This is a genomic window from Kitasatospora arboriphila, assembly GCF_039528095.1.
Classification (GTDB): domain Bacteria; phylum Actinomycetota; class Actinomycetes; order Streptomycetales; family Streptomycetaceae; genus Kitasatospora; species Kitasatospora arboriphila.
On record NZ_BAAALD010000017.1, the window covers coordinates 31,619 to 51,118 of the forward strand.

At 74.3% G+C, this 19,500-nt stretch carries 14 protein-coding genes and 1 pseudogene; 11 read left to right on the forward strand and 4 right to left on the reverse strand.

The window, feature by feature from the left end:
* Positions 1–108: 108 nt before the first annotated feature.
* The gene (locus ABD353_RS11890) at positions 109–1,395 is read right to left on the reverse strand and encodes an ABC transporter substrate-binding protein (protein WP_344623495.1); all 1,287 of its coding nucleotides are present in this window, start codon (positions 1,393–1,395) and stop codon (positions 109–111) included.
* Between the two features lie 133 nt (positions 1,396–1,528).
* On the opposite strand from ABD353_RS11890, the gene ABD353_RS11895 reads away from it, so the two are divergent.
* The 7 genes from ABD353_RS11895 (at position 1,529) to ABD353_RS11925 (ending at position 12,621) form a co-directional block, all read left to right on the forward strand.
* On the forward strand, positions 1,529–2,548 hold the full coding sequence (locus tag ABD353_RS11895) for a LacI family DNA-binding transcriptional regulator (RefSeq protein ID WP_344623496.1): 1,020 nt from the start codon (positions 1,529–1,531) through the stop codon (positions 2,546–2,548).
* 102 nt (positions 2,549–2,650) lie between these two features.
* Positions 2,651–5,062, forward strand: a complete 2,412-nt coding sequence (locus tag ABD353_RS11900; RefSeq protein WP_344623497.1) for an endo-beta-N-acetylglucosaminidase — start codon at positions 2,651–2,653, stop codon at positions 5,060–5,062.
* 78 nt (positions 5,063–5,140) lie between these two features.
* A complete protein-coding gene (locus tag ABD353_RS11905) occupies positions 5,141–9,352 on the forward strand; it encodes a glycoside hydrolase family 38 N-terminal domain-containing protein (RefSeq protein WP_344623498.1) in 4,212 nt (1,403 codons plus the stop codon).
* Entirely contained in the window at positions 9,349–10,050 is a 702-nt protein-coding gene (locus tag ABD353_RS11910; RefSeq protein WP_344623499.1) for a DUF7158 domain-containing protein, read from the forward strand. Before ABD353_RS11905 ends, ABD353_RS11910 begins: the two co-directional genes overlap by 4 nt.
* Positions 10,051–10,230: 180 nt before the next feature.
* Positions 10,231–11,478: a threonine/serine exporter family protein gene (locus tag ABD353_RS11915; RefSeq protein WP_344623500.1), complete on the forward strand. Its 1,248-nt coding sequence runs from the start codon at positions 10,231–10,233 to the stop codon at positions 11,476–11,478.
* 193 nt (positions 11,479–11,671) lie between these two features.
* Positions 11,672–12,058 carry a DUF6092 family protein gene (locus tag ABD353_RS11920; RefSeq protein ID WP_344623501.1) on the forward strand — a complete coding sequence of 129 codons (387 nt, stop codon included), beginning with the start codon at positions 11,672–11,674 and terminating at the stop codon, positions 12,056–12,058.
* Positions 12,055–12,621: a nitroreductase family protein gene (locus ABD353_RS11925; protein WP_344623502.1), complete on the forward strand. Its 567-nt coding sequence runs from the start codon at positions 12,055–12,057 to the stop codon at positions 12,619–12,621. The genes ABD353_RS11920 and ABD353_RS11925 overlap by 4 nt, the downstream gene beginning before the upstream one ends.
* Positions 12,622–12,836: 215 nt before the next feature.
* Here ABD353_RS11925 and ABD353_RS11930 read toward each other — a convergent pair whose 3' ends face one another.
* Complete coding sequence (locus tag ABD353_RS11930) at positions 12,837–13,010, reverse strand: response regulator transcription factor (protein ID WP_425555140.1); 174 nt, start codon at positions 13,008–13,010, stop codon at positions 12,837–12,839.
* A gap of 140 nt (positions 13,011–13,150) precedes the next feature.
* Here ABD353_RS11930 and ABD353_RS11935 point away from each other — a divergent pair.
* Positions 13,151–13,273 (forward strand): annotated as a pseudogene (locus ABD353_RS11935) (MmyB family transcriptional regulator); the annotation flags it as partial.
* Positions 13,274–13,385: 112 nt separating this feature from the next.
* Positions 13,386–13,643, forward strand: a complete 258-nt coding sequence (locus ABD353_RS11940) for an MmyB family transcriptional regulator (protein ID WP_344623551.1) — start codon at positions 13,386–13,388, stop codon at positions 13,641–13,643.
* Here ABD353_RS11940 and ABD353_RS11945 read toward each other — a convergent pair.
* A complete protein-coding gene (locus ABD353_RS11945; RefSeq protein WP_344623503.1) occupies positions 13,624–14,040 on the reverse strand; it encodes a PPOX class F420-dependent oxidoreductase in 417 nt (138 codons plus the stop codon). The genes ABD353_RS11940 and ABD353_RS11945 overlap by 20 nt on opposite strands.
* 315 nt (positions 14,041–14,355) lie before the next feature.
* Between ABD353_RS11945 and ABD353_RS11950 the strand changes: the two genes are divergently transcribed.
* On the forward strand, positions 14,356–15,603 hold the full coding sequence (locus tag ABD353_RS11950) for a glycosyltransferase (RefSeq protein ID WP_344623504.1): 1,248 nt from the start codon (positions 14,356–14,358) through the stop codon (positions 15,601–15,603).
* An 81-nt stretch (positions 15,604–15,684) separates the two neighbouring features.
* Positions 15,685–15,975 (forward strand): hypothetical protein, encoded by a 291-nt coding sequence (locus tag ABD353_RS11955; RefSeq protein WP_344623505.1) that lies wholly within the window; start codon positions 15,685–15,687, stop codon positions 15,973–15,975.
* 63 nt (positions 15,976–16,038) lie between these two features.
* Here ABD353_RS11955 and ABD353_RS11960 read toward each other — a convergent pair whose 3' ends face one another.
* Entirely contained in the window at positions 16,039–19,212 is a 3,174-nt protein-coding gene (locus ABD353_RS11960; protein WP_344623506.1) for a TIM-barrel domain-containing protein, read from the reverse strand.
* Positions 19,213–19,500: the final 288 nt, after the last annotated feature.

Consider the following 19,500-nt stretch of genomic DNA (forward strand, 5'->3'; position numbering starts at 1 on the left):
CCTTCCTCGAGAGGGGCGGGCGGACCCGGGCAGTCCCTGCGGTCAGGACCGGGCGGTTGCCCTCGGGCGGCGGCCGGGTGGGGGCGGTCGCCGATCGCGGGGCGCGGTTCAGCCGCCGAGCAGCTTGTTGCAGCGGCTGACGGCGGTGTCCAGGGCTTGCTGGGAGCCGATCTCGCCGCTGATCGCCAGCGCGATCTGCTGGTTGACGACCGTGCTCATCGCGTCGTTGACCTGGACGGGCTGGAGCATCCGGGCCTTCCCCAGCGAGGTGAAGGCGATCACCTTGGCGTCGGAGGCGTTGCTGCCGTCGCTCCTGCTGAAGAACGGGTCGTCGGCGGAGGCCTTGGTGGAGGGGAAGATGCTGGTGAGGTGGGCGAAGGCGGCCTGGTTCTGCGCGTTGGTCACCCAGCGGGCGAGTGCCAGGGCGGCGGCCCGGTTCTTGCTGCTGCGTGCGACGGACAGGCCCTGCACGTACAGCGGCGGGGTGCCGATCGCCGGGGACGGGACGACCTTGGGCGCGAGGGTGGGGTTGTCGGTGGCGAGGCCGGTGATGTAGTTGCCGCCGCCGGTCGTCCAGGCGACGGTGCCGGCGTTGAAGAGCTTGGCGTTGCCGGCGTACGTCTCGGTGAGCACGTCCTTCGGCAGCAGGCCGTCCTTGTAGGCGTCGCGGTACTTGTCGAGCAGGGCGGCGGCCTCGGGGGTGTTGAAGGTGAAGCTCCTGCCGTCGTCGGCCATGAGCTTCACGCCGGCGTCGGCGAGGTCGCCGAGGCCCGGCTTGCGGCTCATCAGGTAGGTCGAGCCGCCGGACTTCTCCTTGACCGTCCTGGCCCGGGTCATCAGTTCGTCGAGGGTGGCCGGGGGCTTCTTCGCGTCCAGCCCGTACTCGGCGAGGAGTTCGGAGTTCCAGTAGTTGACGTCGGTGTTGAGGTACCAGGGGTAGCCGTAGGCGCCGTCCCGGCCGGCGAAGCGGTAGGCGTCGATGCCGCCCTTGACGTAGTCGTCGGCCAGTTTCGGGTCGGCAGCGGCGACGTCGAGCAGCATGCCCCGTGCGGCGAGCGGCAGCGCGAAGTCGGGCGGGAGGTTGACCACGTCGGGCAGGGTGCCGCCGGAGGCCTGGCTGAGCACCTTGTCCGAGTAGCCGTCGCCGGGTTGGTCGAGCCACTCCACCCGGACGCCGGGGTGCTGCTGCTGGAAGGCGTCCAGGACGCCCTGCATGTAGTCGGTGAACTTCGGTTTGAGGGCCCAGGTCTGGATCGAGACCTTGCCCGTGACCTCGGCGCCGGCGGTCACGGCCGGGCCGTCCGGGCCGGTGTCCGGGTCGCTCAGGCCGCAGCCCGCGAGTGTCGCGGCCGCGACCGCGGCCAGTGCCAGCCGTGCCCAGTGGCTTCCTAACATGCGGCGTCTCCCGATCCGTCGAGCAGAACCCCTGAAGCTCTACTAAAGCCCTTTAGCGCTTCGGCAGCATCTCCCTGGCTACACTCGCCGTCAAGGGAGCGCGCACCAGAAATCTCCGAGGAGGGCCCGCCCGATGCCCAGACCGACGATCGCCGACATCGCCCGCGAGGCCGGGGTCTCCAGCGGCGCGGTGTCGTTCGCGCTGAACGGCCGGCCGGGGGTGAGCGAGGCGACCAGGACCCGGATCCTGCAGGTCGCCGAGCGCATGAACTGGCGGCCGCACAGCGCGGCCCGCGCCCTGGGCGGGGCCCGGGCGCGGGCGGTCGGGCTGGTGCTGGCCCGCCCGGCGCGGACCATCGGACTGGAACCCTTCTTCGGGCAGTTGCTGTCCGGCTTGCAGGCCGGGCTGTCCGGCGACGGCACCGCCCTCCAGTTGCTGGTCGTCGAGGACACCGCGGCCGAGATCGAGGTGTACCGGCGCTGGGCGTCCGAGCACCGCGTGGACGGCTTCGTCGTGGTCGACCTGCAGGTCCACGACCCGCGCGTGCCGGTGCTGGAGGAGCTGGCGGTGCCCGCGCTGGTGATGGGCGGGCCGGGCCGGCACGGCTCGTTGCCCAGCGTCTGGGCCGACGACCGGGAGGCGATGGTGTCGATCGTCGACTACCTGGCGGCGCTCGGGCACCGCCGGATCGCCCACCTGGCCGGGCTGCCCGCCTTCCAGCACACCCGGCGCCGGATCCGGGCGGTGCGCGACTGCGCACGGCGGCTCGGGCTCACCGAGGCGGTGTCGCTGCCGACCGATTTCTCCGACGCCGAGGGCGCCGCCGCCACCCGGGCGCTGCTGGCCCGCCGTCAGCGGCCGACCGCGATCATCTACGACAGCGACGTGATGGCCGTGGCCGGACTCCGCGTGGCTGCCGAGATGGGCGTCGCCGTCCCCGACGACCTGTCGGTCGTCTCCTTCGACGACTCGGCACTGGCCCGGATCGTCCACCCGTCGCTGACGGCGCTCTCCCGCGACACCTTCGCGCTCGGCGAGCAGGTCGCCCGGGAACTGCTGGCCGTGATCGCCGATCCGTCCGCCGCCCGTGACGTCCAGAACCCGACGCCCCGGCTGACCGTCCGCGAGTCCACCGCCCGCGCGACCTCTTGACACCGCGAACTAAAGCTCTTTAGCCTGCGGGACGCTCGCCGCTCCACGTCATCCGCACCACCACTGCACCAGCAACCGTCCCCCGCTGGACCGGAGTCCCGGATGAAACGACGTCTCGCCATGCTGCTGAGCACCACCCTCGCCGCGTTATCGGCCGTTCTTCTCGCCCCCGCCCCGCAGGCCGCGGCCGGCACCGGCGGAAGCCAGCCGTACGCCTCCTACTGGTACCCGAACACGATCCTCGACTGGGATCCCGCCACGGACCCCGACGCCCGGTTCAACCGGGCCACCGTCCCGCTCCGCCCCCGCACGTCGGACCCGGCGCTCAAGGCCAACGCCAACGCCCGCCCCGGCGAGGGCAAGGTGGTCTCGCTGGTGTCCTTCGGGCCGACGTCGAACAACCCCTCGCAGGGCTCCACCGACCCGAACTACTACGCCTTCGGCCACTGGCAGTACGTCGACACGCTGGTGTTCTGGGGCGGCTCGGCGGGCGAGGGCCTGATCCTCGCCCCGAACCCGACCGTGATCGACGCCGCCCACCGCAACGGCGTGAAGGTGTACGGCACGGTCTTCTTCCCGCCCACCGCGTACGGCGGAAAGCTCCAGTGGGTGCGCGACTTCGCCCGGAAGTCCGGCAGCCGCTACCCCGTCGCCGACAAACTGGTGCAGGCCGCGCAGTACTACGGCTTCGACGGCTGGTTCGTCAACCAGGAGACGGACGGCGGCGATCCGGCGCTCGCCACCGCGCTGCGCGACGAGATGCGCTACGCCCGCTCGCTCGGACCGGTCGAGTTCATGTGGTACGACGCGATGACCGAGTCCGGCTCGGTGAACTGGCAGAACGCCCTCACCTCCGCCGACGACGCGTTCCTCCAGGAGTCCGGGCAGAAGACCTCGGACTCGATGTTCCTCAACTTCGGCTGGTCCGCCGCCGGCCTCGACTCCTCCCGGACACTGGCCCGCTCGCTCGGCCGCAGCGAGTACGAGCTGTACTCCGGCATCGACACCGAGGCCAACGGCTACAACACCTCGGTGAACTGGAACGCGCTCTTCCCCGCGAACAAGCCGCACACCACCTCGCTGGGCCTCTACCGCCCGGAGTGGACGCACACCTCGGCCACCGGCCGCGCCGACTCCTACGCCCGCGAGGCACGTTACTGGGACGGCGCCAACGGCGACCCGTCGAACACCGCGACCTCCTCGTCCTGGAAGGGCCTCGCCGGCTACGTCCCCGAGTCCTCGCCGATCACCGCCAAACCGTTCGTCACCTCCTTCGACGCCGGTCAGGGCGACTTCTGGAACTCCGGCGGCGTACGGGTCTCCTCCACCGGCTGGAACAACCTCTCCGTCCAGGACGTCCCGCCGACCTACCGCTGGCTGGTCTCCTCCGCCGGCACCAGGATCACCCCGTCGATCGACTTCACCGACGCCTACGAGGGCGGCTCCGCGCTTCGCCTCACCGGCGCCCTCGACTCCGACAACACGGTGCGGCTGTACCAGACCCGGCTGCCGGTGGCCGCGGACACCCGCCTCGACGTCGTCCTGAAGACCCCGGCCGCCGGGGCCACCCACCTCCGGGCGGCGGTCGCCTTCACGGACTCGCCGACCGTCTTCACCACCCTCGACCTCGGCTCCACCACCACGGCGGGCTGGGAGCGCCGGACGCTCGACCTGTCGCCGTACGCCGGACGCACCATCGCCCAGCTGGGGTTGCGGACCACCGGCAGCACGCCGTCCCTCGACGTGAAGGTCGGCCAACTCGCCGTCCGTGACGGCACGGTGGACACGGCCGCCGCCCCGAGCGGGTTCACCGTCCTCGGCTCCACCGACGTCGGCCCGACCCGCAAGTCCGTGCGGCTCGCCTGGACGCCCTCCGCCACCGGCGCGGTCCACCACTACGAGGTGTACCGGCGCAACCCGGACGGCAGCCGCACCTTCCTCGGCGCGACGCCGAACACCGCCTGGTTCGTCCCGCAGCTCGACCGGGCAGGCACCGAGACGTCGACCGTGCTGGACGTCGAGGCGGTCTCCACCGAGTACGGCCGCTCGGCCGCCGCGAGCACCACCGTCACCTGGTCCGCGGCGGCGAGCAGCAACCTGGCACTGAACCGCCCGACCACCGCGTCCGGCCAGTGCAACGGCAACGAGACCGCGGCGAAGGCCGTCAACGGCTCGGTGTCCGGCGGCAACGGCGACAAGTGGTGCACGCTGACCGGCAGCAAGTGGCTGGAGGTGGACCTCGGCTCGGCCCGCAGCCTGACCTCCTTCGTGGTCAAGCACGCCCAGGCGGGCGGTGAGAGCCCGTCGTGGAACACCCGCGACTTCACCGTCCAGGTCCGTAACGCCACCACCGACCCGTGGACCACCGCCGTCACCGTCACCGGCAACACCGCCGGCACCACCACCCACCCGGTGTCCCTCAGCGCCCGCTACGTCCGGCTGGTGATCACCAGCCCGACCCGGACCACCGATCCGGCCGCCCGCATCTACGAGTTCGAGGCCTGGGGCCCGTAGCAGCGCCCGCACCACCGCACCCCTCCGCCCGCCCGGGCCTAACCTCGTACCAGGGTCCGCCCCGAGGAAGGACACCCCGTGCCGGTCGTCCGCATCACCCATGTCGCCTCCACCGACCTGTTCACGGGCACCGAGGCCGCGCCGCGCCAGATCCTGCGGATGACGGTGGACGGCCCGCCGTGCCGCATCGACGTGACCGGCCCGGGCGTCCGCGGCAGTGCGACCGGCACGGGCCCCGTCGAGGTCCCGCTGGAGGTCGACGACCCGGTCCCCGGCGAGCGCCGCCGGGTCACCGTGACCGCCGGCGACGGCGAGGCCCCCGGCGAGCTGGAGGTCGCCGAGCCCGGCTGGACGATGTTCATGGTCTCGCACTTCCACTACGACCCGGTCTGGTGGAACACCCAGGCCGCGTACACCTCGCCCTGGGAGCTGCTGTCCGGCGACGCCACCACCCGCCCGCTGTGGGAGCGCAACGGCTTCGCACTGGTCGACGCGCACCTGGAACTGGCGCAGCGCGACCCGGTGTACACGTTCGTCCTCGCCGAGGTCGACTACCTCAAGCCGTACTTCGACCAGCACCCCGAGCGCCGGGCGCAGCTGCGGGAGCTGCTGGCGAGCGGGCGGGTGGAGCTGGTGGGCGGCACCTACAACGAGCCGAACACCAATCTGACCGGCGCCGAGACCACCGTCCGCAACCTGCTGTACGGCATTGGCTACCAGCGCGACATCCTCGGCGGGGACCCGCGGACCGCCTGGCAGTTGGACGTCTTCGGCCACGATCCCCAGTTCCCGGGCCATCTGGCTGCCGCCGGGCTGACCGGCAGTGCCTGGGCGCGCGGGCCGTTCCACCAGTGGGGGCCGATCCAGAGGAACTTCCGGGAGGCCAAGGACGACGCGACGGTGATGCAGTTCCCGAGCGAGTTCGAGTGGATCTCGCCGTCCGGGCGCGGGGTGCTCACCCACTACATGCCGCACCACTACTCGGCGGGCTGGTGGATGGACTCCTCCCCCGACCTGGCCGCCGCCGAGCAGGCGGTGTACGAGCTGTACCGCAAGCTGAAGCCGGTCGGCGCGACGAGGAACCTGCTGCTGCCGGTCGGCACCGACTACACCCCGCCGAACAAGTGGGTCACCGAGATCCACCGGTCGTGGGCGGCCAAGTACGTGTGGCCGCGGTTCGTCTGCGGCACGCCGCGGGACTTCCTGACCGCCGTCCGGGCCGAACTCGATTTTTCGGGGCGCAAGTTGAGCCCTCAGACCCGGGACATGAACCCTGTGTACACCGGCAAGGACGTCTCCTACATCGACACCAAGCAGGCCCAGCGGGCGGCCGAGACGGCGGCGCTGGACGCGGAGCGGTTCGCCACCCTGGCCGCGGTGCAGGGTCTCGGCCGGTACCCGGAGGCGGCGCTCGACAAGGTGTGGCGCCACCTCGCCTACGGTGCGCACCACGATGCGATCACCGGCTCCGAGTCCGACCAGGTCTACCTGGACCTGCTGGGCGGCTGGCGCGAGGCCCACGACCTGGCCGCCGCCGTCCGGGACGCCTCGCTCGAAGCGCTGACCGGCGGGATCGGCACCGGCGACGACCGTTCGGTGGTGGTCGCCAACTCCCTGTCCTTCCGGCGCTCCGGCGTGGTGTCGCTCCGGCTGCCGGACGGCCTCGACGGCGTGCGGGTGCTGGATGAGGACGGCCTGCCGGTGCCGTGCGCCGTGGACCGGGGCACGCTGCACTTGCGTGCCGACGCGGTTCCGGCACTCGGCTGGCGCACCTACACGCTGGTCGACGGCCCAGCCGACACCCTGTGGCAGGCCGCGGAGGGCCTCACCGCCGCCAACGCCCGCTACCGGGTGACCGCGGACCCGGCACGCGGCGGCGCGCTCGGCTCCGTCCACGACCTGCTGCACGGGCGGGAGTTGCTGCGCGAGGGCGAGGTCGGCAACGAGCTGCGGGTGTACGAGGAGTACCCGCAGCACCCGGACTTCGGCGAGGGGCCGTGGCACCTGGTCCCGAAGGGCCCGGTCGTCGGTTCGTCCGCCGGGGCCGCCACCGTGCGGCGCGAGAGCGGCCCGCTGGGCGAACGGCTGGTGGTCGACGGCACCGTCGACGGCATCGCCTACCGGCAGACGGTGACCCTCTGGGACGGTCTGGACCACGTCGACTTCCGGACGGTACTGGCCGACTTCGCCGGCGCCGACCGGCTGCTGCGGGTGCGCTTCCCGGTCGATCTGCCGGGCGGCCTCCCGGTGAGCGAGGTGGCGGGAGCGGTGGTCGGGCGGGGCTTCGCGCTGCCCGACGTGGACGCTGCCGAGGCGCCCTGGACGCTCGACAATCCGGCCAACACCTGGTTCGGCCTGGGATCGACCGCCCGCGTCTCGCTCACCGGCCCGGACGGCGCCCCGCTCGGGGAACGGGCGATCGGCGTGGCCGAGGTGATCGTTCCCAGCGCCGACGACGCCCACGGCGCACGGGAGTTGGTGGTCGCCCTGGCCCGGGTCGGGGTGACCGCGACCACCACAGGTGCCGACCGGGCCCGGTACGGCTGGCTCGACGTGGACTCCAACCTGCCCGATGTCCGGATCGTCCTCGGCGGTCCCGGCACCAATCCGGCTGCGGCGGCGCTGCTCGAACGGGCCGGCGCCGAGCACGCGGCCGTCCTCGCCGAGCACGGCGCGGTCTGGGTGCCCGCCGACAAGCCGCTGCACGAGGTCTGGCAGCCCAACGCCGACCTGCGCGACCTGGGGGCCCTGCCCGCACTGATCGCCACCGACCCGGCCGCGCTCGCCGCCGACCTCGCCGACGCCGTGATCCGCGCCGTCTGCCCCGGCCGCCTCCCCGACGGTGAACGGCTCGCCGACCGCACCGTGGCCCTCCTCACCCGCGGACTGCCCGGGTTCGCCGTCGACCCGTCGGGCGCCCTCCACCTGTCGCTGATGCGCTCCTGCACCGGCTGGCCGTCCGGCGTCTGGATCGACCCGCCGAGGCGCACGCTGCCGGACGGTGCGTCGTTCCAACTCCAGCACTGGACCCACGAGTTCCGGTACGCCCTGGCCGGCGGCGACGGCGACTGGCGGGCCCGGCACCTGCCGGCGCAGGGCCAGGAGTTCAACCACCCGCTGCACGCCCGGCTGCTCCCGCCCGGCCGGGCAGGCGGAGTACCCCGGACCTGCTCCTGGCTGCGGGTCGAACCGGAGCGGGAGGTGCTGCTGTCCGCGCTGAAGCCGACCGGCAACCCGATCGCGCACGGTTCCGCGGCGGCCGTCTCCCCCGGGTCGTCGGTCACCCTGCGACTGATCGAGTCCACCGGTCTCGGGCGGACGGCCCGGCTGGACGGCTCGCTGCGGCTCTCCGCGCTGCGCGCCGCCGACCTGCTGGAGCAGCCGGGCGGGACACCGGCCGATCCGGCACCGGCCGATCTGGTGCTGGCCGGCGCGGAGGTGGTCACGGTGACGGCGGTACCGGAGGCCACGGCCCCCGGTCCGGTGACCGCCGCACTGGGGCCGACGGCCGAGGCTGCGCAGCCCGTCCACGCCCGGTACTGGCTGCACAACCGGGGCCCCGCACCGATGGGGTACCTGCCGGTGTCGGTCGGTCTCTCCCCCGGCCTGGTCCGCACAGCCGGCGGTCCGGTCGAGCTGTCCGCCGTCCTCGCCTCGCACCTGGTGGACGCCGAGGTGGAGGGCGCCGCCGAGGTCCTCGCCCCCGACGGCTGGCAGGTCTCCGTCCGCCGCCGCCCGTACCGGCTCGTCCCCTCCGGGCACGTGCGCTTCCCGCTGACGCTCGACCCGCCGGCCGGCACCGAGCCCGGCCTGTACTTCGTCGCCGTCCGCACCGAGTACGGCGGCCAGCTCGTCGAGGACGTCGCCACCGTCGCCGTCGGCGACCTGCCTACGCTGCTGCCCGCCGACGGCGGGGCACCCGAGGACTGGACGGCCGCCCAGGGCACCCGGGCCGCCGACGGACGCGACACCGGCCTGTCCGTCTCCGTCACCACCCCCTCGGTCCGGCTGTCGCCGGGCCGGCGCGGCACGCTCGGCGTCGTCCTCGGCAACCGCACCCGTGGCGAGATCCGCGGCGAGCTGCAGGTGGTCGCCCCCTTCGGCTGCTGGGACGCACTCCCCGACCCCGTCCGCGGCTTCACCGTGCCGGCCGGCGCCCGGCACACCGTCACCTTCGACGTCGCCGTCCCGGCCGACGCCGAGCCCGGCGCCTACTGGGCGCTGGCGAAGGTGATGTGGTTCGGCCGCTGCCAGTACGCGCCGACGGTGGAGCTGGTGATCGAGCCGTGACCGCCGGACCCTCCCTGCTCGGACTGCTCGACGGCCACCCGCTCCCCCGCGCCGAGTTGGACCGACGGCTGGCCGCGCTCCGTGCCGGCCCGAGGTCCTCCGCGCTGCCCGCCCCCGGCAGCGCGGAGGACCGCCAGCTCACCCGCTGGGTCGCCCAGGTCCTGCTCACCGAGGCGCTCTGCGCCGCCGAGGCCGCCGCCCGCGGCCTCGACTGCGCGGCCGCCCCGCCGGTCCGCCTCGACCAGCGTGCCGCCGTCGAGTTGGGCTCGATCACCGCCGCGGCGTTCGAGGGCTGCGCGGCCGTCCGCGCGGTCTTCGCCGCCGTCACCGCCGACGTCGCCGTACCGCAGCCCGGCCTCCACCGGCCCGTGCCCGTGCTCGCCACCGTGTGGGAACTCGCCACCCCCGACGGCGACTTCGAGGCGGACCCGGAGACCCTCCCCGTCGCGCTCGCCGCCGCCCTGCGTGCCGCCCCGCCCGGCCACCGGGTGACCGCGGCCGGCTGGACGGCGGCGCTCGTGTCGACCCGCACCCGTACCGTCCCCGGCCCGGACGCGGCCCCCGACCCGCTCCCCCCGGCCCGCCGCCTCGCCTTCGTCCGCTGGCTCGACCACGCCCGCGCTCACCACCTCACCCTCGTCCCCGGTCTCGAACATCCCGGCGACCCGACGCAGCCCGACAACCACCACCGTCACTGATCCCACGCGGAGCCGCACCGGCCGGAGAGCCGCGGGCCGAACGGCGGGAGAGCCGAGCACCGCCCTCGCCGCCGGAGCACGAGCGGCCCACGCCGTGCCGGCGGGATCCCCGCGCACCACCCGACACGGGCCCGATGCCCGAGTACCGAGGAAATCGGCAGGTATGCGACCATACGCGCCATGTCCAGCACGTTTCCTTCGGAGCGGGGCCCCGGCGCCCCGGCCGACCCCCGGCGCCGTCTCCTGCTCGAACTCGGTGCAGGCATGTTGGGCGGCGGCCTGCCCGTCCACGACGTGGAGGAGGAACTGCGCGGGCTCGGGCGGACGCTCGATGCACCCGATGTGCGGGTCGCCGCCCTGACCACCGGCCTGTTCGTGGCGCTCCACGCGGACGACCCTGCCGTGTTCGAGCCCGTCGGCCCCGCCCTGCGGTTCGAGCAGACCGCCGACGTCCTCGACGTGGTGCACCGGCTACGCGCGGGCGGCCTCGACGGGCACCAAGCGCTGCGCGACCTGGACGCGGTCCGCCGGGCCCCGGCCCGCTGGCCGGTCTGGGTCGCGGATCTCGGGGTGCTGCCGGTCGGGGTCGGGCTCTGCCTCTACCTGCAGCCGGTGGCGGCGAACGTCCTCGCCGCCGCGCTCGGCTCACTCATCGTGGTGGGCCTGACCATGACCGCCCGCCGACTGCCGCTGCTGCGGCCGCTGCTGCCGGTCACCGCAGGCTTCCTCGTCTCCGTCCTGGTGCTCGGGGCCGCCCGGGCCTCCCTGCTCGACGGACCGCTGCGCACGATCGTCGCCACCCTGGCGATCCTGCTGCCCGGCGGCCTCCTGGTGACCGGGCTGTCGGAGATCGCCGCGGGTGCGGCCAGCGCCGGGACGGCCAGGCTGGTGTCCGGCTCCGTGCAGCTGTCACTCTTCCTCGCCGGTGTGGTGGCGGCCGCCACCGCCACTGGCGTGCCCACCTCCGTGCTGGCCAACACCCTGGTCGCCGCGCCGAGTTGGTGGGTCGTCTGCCTGGGCTTGGCACTTGCCGTGGCCGGAGTCGTGATCAACGTCAACACCCCGCCGCCCGCGATCCCGTGGATCGTCGCGGTGATCGCGGTGACCGCCGCCGTCCAGATCACGGTCACCACCACCAACGGCCCGGCGATCGGCGGTCTGGCCGGCGCGGTCACCGCCGCCACCGCCGCCACCGTCGCGCACTGGCTGCGTCGCGGCTCGTCCTGGCAGGTGCTCTACCTCCCCGCGTTCTGGGTCGTGGTGCCCGGCTCGTTCGGCCTGCTCAACACCGCCCAGATCGAGGTCGGCAACGGCGCGCAGGCCGTCCTCACCGCCGTGTCCGCGGTGTTCGGCGTCTCCATCGGCACACTGATCGGCTCGGTCATCAGCCGCATCCCGCGACCCGCTCCACCGTGGCCACGGTCCTGACCCCGAACGACCGTGACGCCTTCGGACCGGGCGCGTCCGCGGCACCGCGGAGCCGTCCGCGGTCCCCGGGCGGAGGCCCGACCGGTGTGCGGATCGTCCGCGCGCGGCGGAGGCTTGGGGCAGGGACGGCCGGCCGGTCCGCACGACTGCGGGCCGTCCGCCGTCGCGCGGCGACGACGGACGGAGTGAGCCCATGGGCGGCCCCGACATCGCGGACCGGACCGGACGGGTGCTGGACGAGGACGACGCGGTCGAACTCCTCGCCTACCTGCTCTGCTCTGCCCGTACCCAGGTGGACGAGGCCGCCGAGTACGCCCCGCTGCGGCTGCTCACTGCGGCGGGACGGCTTGCGGAGATGATCGAGCCGCAGGCGGGCGACCGCCTGCGGGCACTCCTGCACGAGGTGCGCCGCGGGCACGCCGAGACCTCGGTCCGGGCCGGCGATCCGCAGGGCTACGTCGACCGGCTGGACGCGCTCTCCCGGACCCTGGCCGCGTACCTGCTCGATTCGCTCGACCCCGGCGAGGCGGCGAACGACGGAACGGCAACCGGCGGGGCGGCGAACGGCGGGTCGTCGTGAGCGGCGAGGAGCCCACAGGTGGCGACACCGCCGGCGGGGACGCCGTCCTGCGGGCGATCCGTACCCGCCGCGTGGTCCGGGCGCTCGCCGACGCGCCGGTCGAGCCCGGGCAGCTGCGGGCCGTCCTGGACAGCGCCCGGTACGCGCCGCACGCCGGCAACCGGCGCCTCCACCGGTACGTGGCCGTCACCCGGCCCGGAATGCTGCGGGCGATCCGGATGGTCTCCCCCGGGATGCTCCAGCGCCCGGCGGCCGCGATCGTCGTCTGCGTCGACTGGGCCGGGGTGCGCGCGTACGGCTTCCCGGAGAGCAACCCCGGCCCGTACGTCGACGTGGGGACGGCGGCGGCGACCATGCTGATGGCGGCGCACGGCCTGGGGCTGGGCGCCGGGCCGGTGACCTCGTTCAGCCGGGCGGCGGTTGCCGTGCTGCTCGGAGCGCCGGACGGGGTGCGGCCCGAGCTGATCGTCTGCCTCGGCCACCCGTCGCCGCAGCAGCCTCCCCCGGTGCGCCGCCGGGGCGGACCGGCCTGGACGGACCAGGTGCGGTGGGAACACTTCTGAGTGTCCGCTCCCGGGCCCTCCACGACCTGCTGCGCCTGTGCGCCGGGGCGCAACTGCGCCGGGAGGACGGCAAGGCTGCACCGGAGCCGCTCGGTCCCGGCTGCGCGCCCCGGCTGCTCGACACCTCACTCACCACCGGGCGGTGTCACGAAGCGAACCACGGCGCGCCGTCGGAAGGTTGCCGGGCCGACGGCCGACCGCGGGCCTCCGCCACCTCACCGGCTGTCGGGCCGGGGGCCGACCATCAGGCCCGTACGGTAGGCGAGGGCGACGGCCTGGGCGCGGTCGCGGGCACCGGGCTTGGCGAGGATGCGCTTCATGTGGGTCTTGACGGTGGACTCGGCGAGGTACAGCTCGTCGGCGATCTCCGCGTTGGAGCGGCCCTGCACCCGTCTGGAACAGGGCCGCGAGCAACCCCTCCCCGCAACTGCTGCAGGCCGTCGCCCGCGCGCTGCGGCTGGACGAGGACGCCGGCGAGCAGGTCGCACCGGCGCTGCGGCACCTGGTGGACGCACTGCCCACCCCGGCCGTGGTCACCGGCCGGACGCTGGACGTCCTGGCACTCAACCCGCAGGCCGCCGCCCTCTACGCGGGGTTCGCGCGGGTGGACAACCTGGTGCGGATGACCTTCCTCGACCCGGCGGCCCGTTCCTTCCACCGGGACCGGGAGGCGCCCGCCCGCGCCGCGGCCGCCGCGCTGCGCAGCCCCGCCGGCCCGGGGCGGCCGCGATCCGCGGCTGGTCGCCCTGGTCGGCGAACTCTCGCTGCAGAGCCACGAGTTCCGCGTGCTGTGGGCCCGCCACGAGGTGCACGGCAAGTCCGCCGGTGCCAAGCTGCACCACCCGCGGGCCGGCGGCCTGGAGCTGGCGTACGAGACGCTCACACCGAACAGCGCCCCCGGCCGGCAGCTGGTGGTGTACCGGGCCGTGCCGGGCAGCCCGTCCGCCGAGCGCCTGTCACTCCTTCAGCTGCAGGACACCTCGGCCCGGCCGGTCGGTCCGGTCAGCGGAACCGGCCGGTGACGGTGCCCCAGCCGTGCCAGCGGTCGACCTCGATCAGGGCGGTGACCCGGCCGCGGTCCCGCACGGGGTAGTCGCGGCCCCGGTAGTGCCGGGAGAGCCGGTCGATGTCGGCGAGCTCCCGGTCCTCGTACAGCTCGGCGACCCGGCCGATCAGGGTGATGTGGGTGTACCAGGAGTGCTCGTCGAGCACCGTGAGGCTGACCCGGGGGTCGGCGCGCAGGTGGTGCAGGCGGGTGCGGCCCTCGTCCATGTTGACCAGGACGCGGCCGTCCTCCTCCCAGAGGTACCAGGTGGCGGTGGAGACGGGCTGGCCGTCCGGGCGGAGGGTGGCGATGACGGCCGGGTTCGCCTTGCGCAGCAGCGCGACGGCCTTCTCGGGCAACGGTGGCTCGGGCATGAGCGCTCTCCTGGTCCACGCCGGGGCCCGCCCGCGCGGCGGGCGGCTGCTCTCCGGTCCCTTCTCCGGTCACTCCGCAGCGTAGGCCCCGCTCGGCCGGTCACCACGGCGCAATGCCGGACGGGTCGTGAGTCACCTCCGTGGACCGGTGGCACCGGCGGATCCATGTGGTCGGATCCGGCCTCGCCGCCGAGCACCCCTGGAGCGGGCGCTGTCCGCCCGCCGGATTCGACCGCTGACGGCCGCTCCCCCCCGGTGGCCGAAACGGCGCGCCGCGGGGACGCCGGTAGGGGATCCGGCGCGATACTGCTGACCATGCGTGTCGCGCTCATGACGGCCGGTTCCCGCGGCGACGTCGCCCCGTTCACCGGACTCGGGTCCGGGCTGGCCCGGGCCGGCCACCAGGTCACCCTGGTCACCCACGCACGGTTCGCACCGCTCGCACAGGGCGCCGGGATCGGCTTCCACCCGCTGCCGGTGGACCCGCGCGAGGCCCTGGAGTCCGCCGCCGGGCAGGGCCTGCACCGCAGTTCCAGCGGGATCGGCAAGATGGCCCGGCTGGTCGCGATGGCGCGCTCGCTGGTGGGCAGGATGGCGGACGAACTGCTGGTCGCCGCCCACGGCCAGGACGTCCTGCTGCTGTCGGCCGCGCTGGCACCACTGGGGCACGCGATCGCGGAGGGCATGGCCCTGCCCAGCATCGGCCTCCATCTGCAACCGCTCGCCGCGACGGCCGAGTTCGCCCCGCCGGTGATCGGCGCGAGGTCCTGGGGCGCGGGCCCGAACCGGCTGGCCGGGCATGCCGTGAACGCGGCCGTGGACAGCATCTTCACCGAGGCCGTCCGCCGTACCCGCTCGCGCCTCGGGCTGCCCCGGCGCAGCCTCCGCTCCGCCCGCCGGGCGCGCGAGCAGGCCGACTGGCCGGTCTTCCACGGCTTCAGCGAACTGGTGGTGCCACGCCCACGCGACTGGCGTCCGGGTCTGCGGGTGGCCGGCTACTGGTGGCCCGGGGACCCGCCCGCGGCCGAGCTCCCGCCGGAGCTCCGCGACTTCCTGGACGCGGGCGACCCCCCGGTCTTCGTCGGCCTGGGCAGCGCGGCGGTGCCCGACCCTGAGCAGGTCTCCCGCACGGTCGTGGCGGCGCTGCGCGCGGCCGGGCTGCGCGGCGTGGTCCAGCGCGGCTGGAGCGAGCTGCACGCCGAGGGCCCGGACGTGATCACCGTCGACGACGTTCCGCACCACCTGCTCTTCCCGCGGACGGCCGCCGTCGTGCACCACGCCGGGGCCGGCACCACCGCGGCGGGCCTGCGGGCCGGGGTGCCGGCCGTCCCCGTCCCGATCCAGTTCGACGCCGCGTTCTGGGCCGGCCGCCTGACCGGCCTGGGGGTGGCCCCCGCGGCCGTGCCGCTGCGCCGCCTGACGGCTGGCGCCCTCGCCGCGGCGCTGCGCGCGGCCGACGCCGACCCGGGGCACGCCCGCCGCGCCCGGGCCCTGGCCGCCCGCCTGCGGGACGAGGACGGCGTGGCCCCGGTGCTCGCCGCCGTGGACCGTCTCGCGAACTGAGCGGGCTGGGCGGGCTGGAGCCGCAGCCGCCGTCCACGGGCCACCGACGGCGTGTCAGTTCCAGGTGCGATCGTGTGCCGCATGAACGACACCACTCCGCGTGGCGGAGCACAGCCGACCGTTTTGCTCGACCAGGCCCCGCCGGGGCCCTGGTCGTTCCTGCCCGTACCGCCGCCGCTCACCGGCGGGGCACTGCTCTCGGCGCTCCGCGAGGCCGAGCGGACGGCGCACGGCGAGCTGCGCGAGCTGTGGGGCTTCGCCGCGATGAACGCCGAGGCCGCGATGAACGCGGTGCCCGGGATGCGGCCGACCTCCGGTGAGCTGTGGGCCGCCGCCCAGGAGTACGCGCAGATCGCCGCGAGCGCGCGGTGACCCGGCACCCCGGGGCCGCGGGGGTCCCGGGGCGCGCTGCCCGGGGCCCCCGCGGCCGGGCGGTCAGGGGGTGGTCGCCCAGCGCTGCGCGGCGCTGCCGGTGCAGGCGGCGAGCAGCAGCCCGGTGCCGTTCGCGGTGCCGGACTTCTCCGGTGCGAGGCACTTCCCGCCGCTGACCAGGGCGAGTTGCGGCCCTTGCTGCCAGCGCTGCCCGGTGGAGCCGTTGCAGGGCTGCACGGCGACGGTGCCGGCCGTCCCGTCGAGGCAGACCCCGGCGAGTCCGGTGAGCGACCCGTCGGCGTGCAGGGTCCAGCGCTGGTTGCCGCCGCCGTGGCAGGTGTAGAGGGTCGGCCGGGTGCCCGGGGCGGTCGCCGAGCCGGGCAGGTCGACGCAGCTGCCGGAGGCGCCGTTGACCAGGGTGGTGTCGGTCGGTGGCGGCAGGGCGCGTCCGGTAGCGCCGATCTCGGCGGCACTCGTCCACGGGCCGCGGTCGCCCGCCTCGCTCAGCGCCTTCAGCCGCAGGTAGCGGCCGTTCTTGGCGCCGAAGGAGATCCGTTGCTGCACCGCGCTGTCCGGGAGGCTCCCGGTGGCGACGGGGCTGCCCCAGTCGGCGGTGGTGTCGGAGACGTACACCTCGTAGCCGCCGATCCGGCCGTTGACGCCGCCGTCCTGCCGGGGCAGGTAGCTCAGGCCGTCGACGGCGTAGCGGGCGCCGAGGTCGATCTGCAGCTCGTGCGGCAGTGGTGCGGCGGTGCCGGACCACTTGCTGTGCCAGAGGGTGGCGCTGTTGCCGTCGATGGCGTTCGCGGCGGCGCCGTTCTCGGCCGAGGTCTCCTGGCTGTCGGCGTAGGCGATCGTCCAGCCGGCGGTGGGGATCGGGGTGGCGCCGGGGATCGCGCTGCCGGTGGGCAGGGTGAGGCCGGCGGCCGTCACGGTGAAGGCGGCGGAGCGGGAGCCGGTCTTGACCAGGAGCACGCCGGAGCGGTCCGCCGGGTCGAAGTACCAGCCGCTGGCGGCCGCGTCGTAGGCGCTGCGGCTGGCCAGTGCGGGCAGCGCGGTGCCGCCGACGCTGACGCTGCCGGGTGCGGCGGCGGCGTGCACGGTGAACTCGTAGTCGCGGGAGGCGGGTTTGCCGGTGTAGCTGCCGGTGGCCGCGCCGACGGCGATGCTGACGTCGCCGGTGCCGGACTGCGGTGCGGTGACGTCCACCCGCTGTCGGGCGTACGCCCCGGACTGGTAGGCGCGGGTGGTGCCGTCGTCCTCGTACAGGCTGAAGGTGGAGCTGCCGCGCGGGTAGACGTCGTAGGTCAGCCGGGAGACGGGCTTCTCGCCGGCGTAGTTCATCTGCGGCCACATCGGCACGACCGCACCGGACTTGACGAAGAGCGGCAGGGTGTCGAGCGGCGCGCTGTAGCCGTTGAGCCAGCCGGGCCCGGTGTACGCCTTGCCCGTCCAGTAGTCCGTCCAGGTGCCGGCGGGCAGGTAGATGCCGTCGCGGACGGCGGTGTCGGAGACGACCGGGGCGACGAGGAAGGAGTCGCCGGCCATGAACTGGCCGCTGGTCGCGTTGCCGCGCGCCACCGGGTCGTCCGGGTACTCCAGCACCATCGCCCGGGTGGACGGGACGCCGGTGTCGGTGGCGTTGCGGCTCATCGTGTACAGGTAGGGGGTGAGCCGCATCTTCAGCTGCAGGTACTTGCGGTTGATCGACAGGTAGGGCTCGGCGAACCGCCAGGGCTGCTTGTCCTGGTAGCCTGCGGACGGGTTGGTCGCGCCCCAGCCGGACATCGTCATGAACGCCGGGGTGAAGGCCTTCCACTGCAGGTCGCGGACGTAGGTCTTCGGGCTGCCGCCGAAGATGCCGTCGACGTCGCCGGAGGCGTAGTTGAGGCCCGACAGGCCCGCACCGGCGATCGCCGGGACGTGCCAGCGCATGGCGTCCCAGGTGCCGCTGGTGTCGCCCGTCCAGACGACGGCGTTGCGCTGGGTGCCGGCCCAGCCGTCGACCGTCCAGACGAAGCGGCGGGCGTCGGAGTGGTCCTCGATCCCGGCGACGGCCTGCTGCACGCCGGTGAAGGCGGTCTTGTAGCCGCCGCCGATCCAGGCGACGTCCGTCTTCACCGCCCGGGAGCCGGCCGTGCCGACCTCCCAGTCGATGTTCGACAGCCCGGTGGAGGTCCACAGTCCGGTGTGCACGCCCTTGGCGGCGAGACCGGAAACGGTGTTCGGCAGGTCGGTGTAGCCGCAGCCGTAACCGTCGTTGGGCAGGAACCAGCCGGAGGGCATGTCGGCGGCGCGGGCGTCGGCGGCGTAGCCGACCGCGTCCGGGGTGGTCTGGTGGCGGAGCCGGGCGTGGTCGCCCTGGTAGGCGGGGTTGGAGGCGTTGAAGCAGTCGGCGTTGCCGAGTTCGAGGCCCCAGACCGGGGCGAGGAAGGGCTTGCCGGTGACGTCGGTGTAGCCGCCGAGCACGCCCTTGAGCGAGTCGCCGGCGAAGTACCAGGCGTCGAAGCGCTTCTCGTCGTGCGCGAGCGTGGTCGGCGAACCGAAGCCGTAGGAGCCGGGGGCCCAGGTGTTGCGCATCACGCCGTAGCCGTTGGTGGACATGTAGAACGGCGCGGGGCTGGCGTTGCTGTTCTCCGTCCAGGAGTTGCTGACGGAGACCGGCACGGTTTTGTCGCGCAGCGCCCAGTCGCCGAGGCGCAGACCGGTGCCGTAGAACTGCTCGTCGGCGCCGCGGGTGAGGTACTGGGTGGTCCGGTTGGCGGTCCAACTGGTGGGCTGGGACTCGGCCCAGAGCAGCGTGGTGTTGTCGGCCCGGTACAGGGCGAAGGTGAGCGGCGACTTGTTGATCCGCAGCGAGACGGCCGGGGTGGCGATCCGCCAGTAGGCGCCGGCGTCGGTCTGGGTGGCGTCGACGGCGCCGAAGTCGGTGGTGATCGCGAGGTCGTGGCCGGCCGGGTCGTCGGTGAAGCTGCCGTCCGGCGAGAGCCAGATCCGCAGGATGTCGGCCCGGGCGAGGACGATCCGGGCGGCGGCGCCGCCGGAGGCGGTCACCGTGAAGGTGTTGCCGGAGCGGGTGATCCCGGTGGCGTTGCCGGGAGTTGCGGCGCCGGCGGGGTGGGCCGGGCCGAGGACGGCGGCGAGGACGGCGACGAGCAGCAGGGCGAGCGGGAGCGCGATGGGCCTGGCGCCGGGACTTCCCGGCCGCGGTCGGACGGTGGGCGGAGCGGATCGCACGAGGGTGCCTCCTCGGAGGTCTGCGGGGTCCGGTGACCCGACACGGCGCCGCGGCACGCTCGACTCGGCCGCGGGCAGGGGCAGTCGGGGCTGTCCCGGCGGTCCGGACCGTCGGGGCGGTCGGGGCCGTCAGGGCGCTTCACATCAGAGCAGAGCCCTGATGTGACGTCAATTGCTCGAACCGGCCGATGTTTGCGCAGTTTCGCGCAGATGCGCGCGAGCCGTGCGCACGAAGGGGCCGGAGCCGCCACCGGACGGGGCGGGACCTCGCACAACGGCCGGGGCCGG